This is a genomic window from Trinickia sp. (assembly GCF_057351765.1).
The window spans coordinates 60,283-67,969 of record NZ_JBMRBK010000095.1; the positions used below are offsets into that span (position 1 = coordinate 60,283).

Consider the following 7,687-nt stretch of genomic DNA (forward strand, 5'->3'; position numbering starts at 1 on the left):
CCTGAAAACTTGGCAAGCACTTTTATGCTTTCACATGCAAGTGCAGGCCTCGTTCGCGGACCTCGCTTCCACGCCGCCCTCCGTGTCCTGCGTCAGCCCTTGCGGGCCGCGCGCACTACGCCGCTAACTTCGCCAAGCAACGTGCACGCACGCTGGACCTGCGCCGCGTTCGACACCTCGACGGTGAACTGCATGAACGCCGCGTTGCGCCGGCTCATCGTCTTCACGCCGACGACATTCATCTTCTCGCGCGCGAACACTTCGGAGATGTCGCGCAAGAGCCCCTGCCGGTCCTGCGCCTCGATCGTCAAATCGACCGGATAGACGGAAGCGCCGCGGCCACCCAGCACATCGGCCGACCACGCAGTCTGCAGCACGCGCTCGGGCGCCCGCGCCGCCATGCGTAAAAACATGGGGCAGTCGTCGCGATGGATCGACACGCCCTTGCCGCGCGTGACGAACCCGCTGATCGCGTCTGGCGGCGCCGGCCGGCAGCATCGTGCAAGCTGCGTGAGCAGCGCGTCGACGCCGACCACCAGCACACCGGCCGATGCGCCATGCGCCACGCTCGAGCCGCTGCCGCGCTTTTCGAATTGCGCGGGCGCCTCGGGTTCCGGTTCGGGCGGCGGCGTGTCGGACAGCGCCTGCTCGATCGCACGCACGCTGAACTCGTCTTTGCCCACCTGCGAAAAAAGCTCTTCCGGCGATTTGAAACCGAGCTTCGCCGCCAGATGATCGAGACTGACCGACGTCTTCCCTTCGCGCTGCAACGTCTTTTCGACGATGGCCCGTCCATTCGCAACGTTCTCTTGCGAGTCGATCGCGTTGAACCAGGCGCGGACCTTCTGACGCGCACGCGCGCTTTGCAGATAGCCCAGCTGCGGGTTGAGCCAGTCGCGCGACGGCCCACCCTCCTTCACCGCAATGATTTCGACCGTCTGTCCGTTCGAAAGCGGCGTATTGAGCGGCACCATCGCGCCGTCCACGCGCGCGCCACGGCAGCGGTGGCCGAGTTCGCTATGCAGGTGGTAGGCGAAATCGACAGGCGTCGCCCCTTGCGGCAGCGCGATCACGCGTGCCTGCGGCGTCATGACGTAGATGTGATCGTCGTCGAGCGTGGCCTGGCGCAGCTGCTCCCAAGGGTTCTCCGGATGCTCGCCCTCGGCGACTTCGTCTTTCCAGGCGAGCAGCTGGCGCAGCCAGGCGATTTTTTCGTCGTACTTCTCGCTCGCGGTGAACTGCCCGCCGTAGCCGCGCACGCCGGCTTCCTTGTAACGCCAATGCGCGGCCACGCCGTATTCGGCGAAGCGGTGCATCTCCTGCGTGCGAATCTGGACTTCGAAGGCACGACCGTCATCGCCGATCACTACGGTATGGAGCGATTTGTAGCCGTTCGGCTTCGGACGAGAGATGTAGTCGTCGAATTCCTTCGGCACGGGCTGCCAGAGGTTGTGGACGATGCCGAGCACCGTGTAGCAGTCCTTGATGTCGGGCACGATGACGCGAAACGCGCGCACGTCGTAGAGCTCCGCGAAATCGAGTGCCTTGCCGCGCATCTTGCGCCAGATGCTGTAGATATGCTTCGGCCGCCCGCTCACTTCGGCCCGGATATGCGCTGCGGCAAGCTCCTGCTGCAGCCGTTCGATCGCACTTGCGACGTAGGTCTCGCGCTCGACCCGCTTTTCGTCGAGCAGCCTGGCGATGCGCTTGTAGGTGTCCGGGTCTTCGAAGCGGAACGCAAGATCCTCGAGTTCCCATTTGAGCTGCCAGATGCCGAGCCGGTTGGCGAGCGGCGCGTAGATGTCGAGCGTTTCGCGCGCGACGTCGACGCCCGGCGAGCGCTTCGCCGCGGCGTAGTATCGCAGCGACTGCACGCGCGACGCGAGCCGGATCAGCACGACGCGGATATCCTGCGCGAACGCGAGCAGCATCTTGCGCAGCGCTTCGATTTGCGCGCGGCGCTCCTCCTGGGCTTCGCGACTCGCGTCGGCCGCTGCGCTTTGCGTCACGCGCAGGCTCACGGTACCGAGCCGCAGCAGCTTGCGCACATCGCCGACGAGACGGGCGACTTCCTCGCCGAAGCGCTCCGCGATCTTGCGCTCCGGGTCCTCCAGGCGCGGCGTGAGCACAAAGAGCGCCGCCGCCAGCACGGCGGGCGGATCGACATTGAGCTTGCGCACGATCGTCGCCGTTCCCTCGGCGTGATCGGCCAGCAATTCGCCCGTCGGCAAGCGCGCGTCGCCCGCGTGCTCGCGCACGAAGGCAAGCGCCTCCTCGTAGGACGGCAACGCCGCGGCGTCGTTTTCGGCAATCATCGTGAAGCCCACTTTCTCAGGCGAGGCAGCCCTCGCACGCACACCCGCAGGCCGCTCAGCTGTTTTGCTTTTGTGCTGCGACGACGACGATTTCGACGAGGCACTCAGGGTTGGCGAGTTTCGCCTCGACGGTGGCGCGCGGCGGCGTGTTGCCCTGCGCAACCCACTCGTCCCAGACGGCATTCATTGCCGGGAAATGCACCATATCGGCGAGATAGATTTGCACTGACAGCAAGTGCGTCTTGTCGCTGCCCGCCTCCTGGAGCAGGCGATCGATATGGCCCAGCACTTCGCGCGTCTGGCCTGCCGCATCCTGCGCGGTGTCCTCGGCAATCTGCCCGGCCAGATAGACGGTGCCGTTATGAATGGCGATCTCGGAAAGACGCTTGCCGACGTGATGACGAATGACTGCCATTTGAAAAGTCCTGTTCGATGACCGCTCGATCGGTCGTTACGCGCGGCGGCGGTAGGCAACGGCGATACGCCCCGCCCTTCGCCGAATGTGAGACGCCGCGCGCGAGACCGTTATTATGACGCGTTGCCGTCACCGACGAAGAACTGGCGCGCAATGCCGATCTGTTGCGGGTCGAGAAACGCCGGCGCATGGCCCACGCCCGGAATTTCCACACTCGACACCTGATGTCCGCGCGCCACCATCTGTGCGACGGTCTCGCGCGAGAGCAGATCCGACAACGCCCCGCGCACCACGAGCACAGGACATTTCGCGGCCTCGAACAAGTGCCAGAGCATCGCCTCGCCGGCGGTATTGGCCTCCGGGGTCGAAGCGGTAAACGGCACGGCAATGCCCGGATCGTAGCGGAATTCCCAGGCGCGGTCGTCGCGTTGCCGCAGCAGCGGCGTATTGATCTCGCGCCATTCGTCGAGCGTGAGCGGCCCGAACGAAGCGGCGAGCAGCGCAGCGTGATCGATGCCCTCGTCGAGCGAGGCGAAGCGCACCGGCTGCCCCACGTACGAGCCGATCCGCGCAAGCGCCGCGGGTTCGATATGCGGGCCGACGTCGTTGACGAGCAGCTTGCGCACGGGCGTACCGGTCAAGCCCGCCAATGCCATCCCGATGAGCCCGCCCATCGACGTTCCGAACCAGTCGACGGATTCGACATCGAGTCGCGCGATCAGCGTCGTCATGTCGGCCACATATTGCGGGATGCCGTAGCGGCTCGGCTCCGGCAGCCAATCGGACTGGCCGCGGCCGACGACATCGGGACACACCACGCGGTAAACATCCGAGAGCGCGGTCGCAACGCGGTCGAAATCGCGCCCCGAACGCGTGAGGCCATGCACGCAGACGAGCACGCGCTCGTTCTCGGGGTCGCCCCACTCCGTGTAGGCCATCCGGTGCAAACCGGCAGGGTTTGCGCACTGCACATAGCGCAAGCGCGGACCGGCGAGTTGCGAGGCGTGGGCGGGCGATGCGCTACCGGGCGACGAGCTCATGGAACGACCCTCGAAAAAAAGCCGGGCGCAGCACGGGCCCGGCACATTGCGTCTCGCGCGGACCGCGCGTGCGACGCCGTCAGTGAATGCCGCTTACGTCGAGCGGCGCCCCCGTTTTGGCCTTGATTTCGTCGAGGCTGACGCCGGGGGCAAGTTCGACGAGCTTGAGTCCCTGTTGGGTGACATCGATCACTCCCAGATCCGTGATGATCCGATCGATCACCCCGACGCCGGTGAGCGGCAGCGTGCAGCTCTCGAGGATCTTGTGCTGATCGCCCTTGGCGACATGCTCCATCAAGACCACGACACGTTTCACGCCCGCCACGAGATCCATGGCACCGCCCATTCCCTTGATCATCTTGCCGGGAATCATCCAGTTGGCGAGATCCCCGGTCTTGCTGACCTGCATCGCCCCGAGGATGGCCAAGTTGATGTGACCGCCGCGAATCATCGCGAACGAGTCGGCCGACGAGAAAATCGATGAACCGGGCAACGTCGTGATCGTCTGCTTACCGGCGTTGATCAGATCGGGATCGATCTCGTCCTCGGTCGGCGACGGGCCGATGCCGAGCAGACCGTTTTCCGACTGCAGCCATACTTCGATGCCGGCCGGAACGTAGTTGGCGACGAGCGTAGGCAACCCGATGCCCAGATTCACGTAATAGCCGTCCTGCAGCTCCTGCGCCGCGCGCGCAGCCATCTGTTCGCGAGTCCATGCCATGTCAGTCTCCCTTCGCGCGCACGACGCGTTGTTCGATGCGTTTCTCCGGATGCGCATTGAGCACGATGCGCTGCACGAAAATGCCGGGGGTGTGGATCGCATCGGGATCGAGCGCGCCGACGTCGACGATTTCTTCGACTTCCGCCACGGTGATGCGGCCGGCCATCGCGCACATCGGGTTGAAGTTGCGCGCGGTGCGCCGGAACACGAGGTTGCCGGACTTGTCCGCCTTCCACGCCTTGACGAGCGCCACGTCCGCCGTCAGCGAAGGCTCGAGCACATAGAAGTTTTCGCCGAACTGGCGCGTTTCCTTGCCCTCGGCAATGATGGTGCCGTATCCGGTGTTCGTGTAGAACGCCGGAATGCCCGCGCCGCCCGCACGCAGCTTCTCGGCGAGCGTACCTTGCGGCGTGAATTCGAGCTCGAGTTCGCCTGCGAGGTACTGGCGCTCGAATTCCTTGTTCTCGCCGACGTAGGAAGAAATCATCTTTTTGATCTGCCGCGTCTCGAGCAGCAGGCCGAGGCCGAAGCCGTCGACGCCGGCATTGTTGCTGATACAGGTAAGGCCCTTCACGCCGGAGTCCCGCAACGCGGCGATGAGCGCCTCTGGAATGCCGCATAGGCCGAAGCCGCCCACGGCAAAGGTCTGCCCGTCTTTCACGATGTCTTGGAGTGCGGCGGACGCGCTTGGATAAACCTTGTTCATCTCATTGTCCTTCCACGATTGGAATTGGCGGATACGCAGCCGTGTCGGCATGCGTCGCGCGAAGCCTCGACGCTTGAGCATTCTAGTCGTCCGCGGGCCAATGGTCGATTGGCGGCCGCGTCGACGTGGTGGGCTCTCGCCTGCCTCGCTTCGCGCCTCTCACGATGGGCAAAAGGGTAAGATGGCCGACGCGTGCGGCACAATACGCAAAAATACATAGGTGAAAGGCCCGCCCAGCCTTTCGCGGCAGCACTTCGCAGACCATGCCCCAAATCGACTACAAGACCGCCTTTCAACTCGCCCCGCTCGGACTCGTGCTCTCGCGAGATCGCGTCATCGAAGACTGCAACGACGCCCTGGCGCGAATCTTCCGGTGCGATCGCCAGGCATTGATCGGCCAATCGTTTCGGGTGCTCTATCCTTCGCCCGATGAATTCGAGCGCATCGGCGAACGCATCGCCCCCATCATGACGGCACAAGGCAGCTACGCCGACGATCGCATCATGAAGCGCGCGGACGGCGAACTGTTCTGGTGCCATGTCACGGGGCGCGCGCTCGAGCGTCATGCGCCGCTCGCGGCCGGGGTCTGGACGTTCGAGGATTTGAGCGCCACGCGGCGCGTGGCCGTCGAACTCACGCCGCGCGAGCGGGAAGTGGCGGCGCAGCTGGCGACCGGCAAGACGAGCAAGCAGATCGGCCGCGCGCTCGACATCAGCTCGCGAACCGTCGATATCTACCGTGCGCGGCTCATGCGCAAATACGGGACCGGCAATGCAACAGAGCTGTTGCAGCGGCTACTCGGCCAGTAAGCGCAGCGCCGCTCAGGCCGCCTTTTCGGATGCGTGCCGCTCGATCAGCTCCCGAAGGGGCTCGGGCAGCGGCACCGACTTGCCGGCTGCGTAGTCGATCCAGACGCAACGCGCACTGCCGCGTGCATAGAGGGTCTTCGGGTCGTCGGCGCGCACGAGTTCGAATGTGGTGTCGAAGCTGCTTCGGCCGGGGCGCGCCACTGCCATGCGCCCAATGACGTCGCCCGGATAGTGGAGCTGGCGCAAGAACTCCATGGACGCATTGACGACGACCGGACCTTGGCCGTCCCGCGCATTGCCGACAAGCCCGAGCGCTTCGAACCAGCTGATCCGCACCTGCTCCATGTAGCGGAAAAAGACGGTGTTGTTGACGTGGCCGAAGGCATCCATGTCGCCCCAGCGGATCGGCATCGACATCTCGAACACGGGTTGGTCATCGCTCATCGTCACGTCTTCTTTCAACAAAAATAAAAATGGAGCACAGCGGATGGGGGCACGCGTCTTCGCGGCACGCGTCATGCGATTCGCTTCGTCGCTTACGCCAGCGCGAAACCGTCGTCGGCGGAGATCACCGCGCCGTTGATGAATTGCGACTCGTCCGCCGCAAGCAGCATCAACAGGCCATCGAGGTCCTCCGGCTTGCCGACGCGCTTGCGCGGCAGCATCGACAGCAGCTTTTGCCCGTGATCGGTCGACCAGAGATGATGGTTGATCTCCGTGTCGATGTAGCCGGGGCAGATCGCGTTGACATTGATGCCGTGGCGGCCCCATTCGAGCGCCATGGCACGCGTCATCTGCACGACCGCCGCCTTGCTCATCGAATAGAGTCCGATCTGCGGCAAGACACGCAAACCCGCGACCGATGCAATATTGACGATCCGGTACGGCGGTTTGTGATTGGCCGACGCGGAACGCATGATCATTCGCTTGGCCACTTCCTGCGCCACGAAAAACGCACCGCGCGTATTCGTATCGAATACGTATTCGAAATCCGCCGGCGTGACTTCGGTGAGCTTTTGCGTCGTCGATACGCCCGAATTGTTCACGAGAATGTCGATCGTGCCCGCCTCGGTCTCCGCATGCGCGACGGCCGAGCGGATGCTCTGATAGTCCGTCACATCGAGCGAAACGACGTGCGCGGCGCCGCCCGACGCCTCGATCTCGGCCCGCAGCTCCTTGAGCCGCTCGACGCGGCGGCTCGCCAACACCACTTTCGCCCCGGCCTGCGACAGCACCAGCGCGAAACGCTTGCCGAGCCCGCTCGAGGCGCCCGTGATCAGCGCAACTTTGCCTTCCAGATTGATCGAACGGCCCATTGTCGATCCCTTTATCGATTAGGTTGTACGTTTGCGGCGACGCGCACGCGATATCGGCCCGACAACAGAGGGGGCACTCTATCACAAAAATAGAACGGTCGTGCTAATGTTGACTCATTCGGTTGCAGCGCCCTCTTCGTTCGCTGACAATACGAACCCGAAAAAAGCATTCTAACGGCTAAGGAGCCCCAATGACCCCCGAGCGTCTCGTCGAGCAGTACGGCCCGCGCGAATCGATGGAATACGACGTCGTGATCGTGGGCGGCGGCCCCGCGGGACTTTCGGCGGCCATCCGGCTCAAACAGCTCGCGCAGGAAAAAGGCGTCGAGCTTGGCGTATGCGTGCTGGAAAAAGGCTCCGAGATC

At 64.0% G+C, this 7,687-nt stretch carries 9 protein-coding genes; 2 read left to right on the forward strand and 7 right to left on the reverse strand.

The genetic code is table 11. The features are described from left to right. Window positions 1–92: 92 nt before the first annotated feature. The 5 genes from ACO1XS_RS25775 to ACO1XS_RS25795 all read right to left on the reverse strand — a co-directional run bounded on the left by ACO1XS_RS25775 (window position 93) and on the right by ACO1XS_RS25795 (window position 5,197). Window positions 93–2,315, reverse strand: coding sequence for a RelA/SpoT family protein (locus ACO1XS_RS25775; RefSeq protein WP_331573353.1), 2,223 nt, complete (start codon window positions 2,313–2,315; stop codon window positions 93–95). A 55-nt stretch (window positions 2,316–2,370) separates the two neighbouring features. After that, on the reverse strand, window positions 2,371–2,730 hold the full coding sequence (locus ACO1XS_RS25780) for a RidA family protein (RefSeq protein WP_331573351.1): 360 nt from the start codon (window positions 2,728–2,730) through the stop codon (window positions 2,371–2,373). A 113-nt stretch (window positions 2,731–2,843) separates the two neighbouring features. Next, window positions 2,844–3,770 carry an alpha/beta fold hydrolase gene (locus ACO1XS_RS25785; RefSeq protein WP_486392012.1) on the reverse strand — a complete coding sequence of 309 codons (927 nt, stop codon included), beginning with the start codon at window positions 3,768–3,770 and terminating at the stop codon, window positions 2,844–2,846. 79 nt (window positions 3,771–3,849) lie between these two features. Further along, window positions 3,850–4,491 (reverse strand): CoA transferase subunit B, encoded by a 642-nt coding sequence (locus ACO1XS_RS25790; protein ID WP_331573347.1) that lies wholly within the window; start codon window positions 4,489–4,491, stop codon window positions 3,850–3,852. Window position 4,492: 1 nt separating this feature from the next. After that, entirely contained in the window at window positions 4,493–5,197 is a 705-nt protein-coding gene (locus tag ACO1XS_RS25795) for a CoA transferase subunit A (RefSeq protein WP_481580618.1), read from the reverse strand. A gap of 263 nt (window positions 5,198–5,460) precedes the next feature. Here ACO1XS_RS25795 and ACO1XS_RS25800 point away from each other — a divergent pair, with 263 nt between their 5' ends. After that, window positions 5,461–6,006, forward strand: coding sequence for a PAS and helix-turn-helix domain-containing protein (locus tag ACO1XS_RS25800; protein WP_331573345.1), 546 nt, complete (start codon window positions 5,461–5,463; stop codon window positions 6,004–6,006). A 12-nt stretch (window positions 6,007–6,018) separates the two neighbouring features. Here the strand turns inward: ACO1XS_RS25800 and ACO1XS_RS25805 are convergent, their stop codons facing one another. Continuing rightward, window positions 6,019–6,450 (reverse strand): acyl-CoA thioesterase, encoded by a 432-nt coding sequence (locus ACO1XS_RS25805; protein WP_331573343.1) that lies wholly within the window; start codon window positions 6,448–6,450, stop codon window positions 6,019–6,021. Window positions 6,451–6,542: 92 nt separating this feature from the next. Next, window positions 6,543–7,322 (reverse strand): SDR family oxidoreductase, encoded by a 780-nt coding sequence (locus tag ACO1XS_RS25810; RefSeq protein WP_331573341.1) that lies wholly within the window; start codon window positions 7,320–7,322, stop codon window positions 6,543–6,545. A gap of 191 nt (window positions 7,323–7,513) precedes the next feature. On the opposite strand from ACO1XS_RS25810, the gene ACO1XS_RS25815 reads away from it, so the two are divergent. Then, window positions 7,514–7,687: FAD-dependent oxidoreductase (locus ACO1XS_RS25815; RefSeq protein ID WP_331573365.1), on the forward strand; the 174-nt coding region annotated here is incomplete at its 3' end.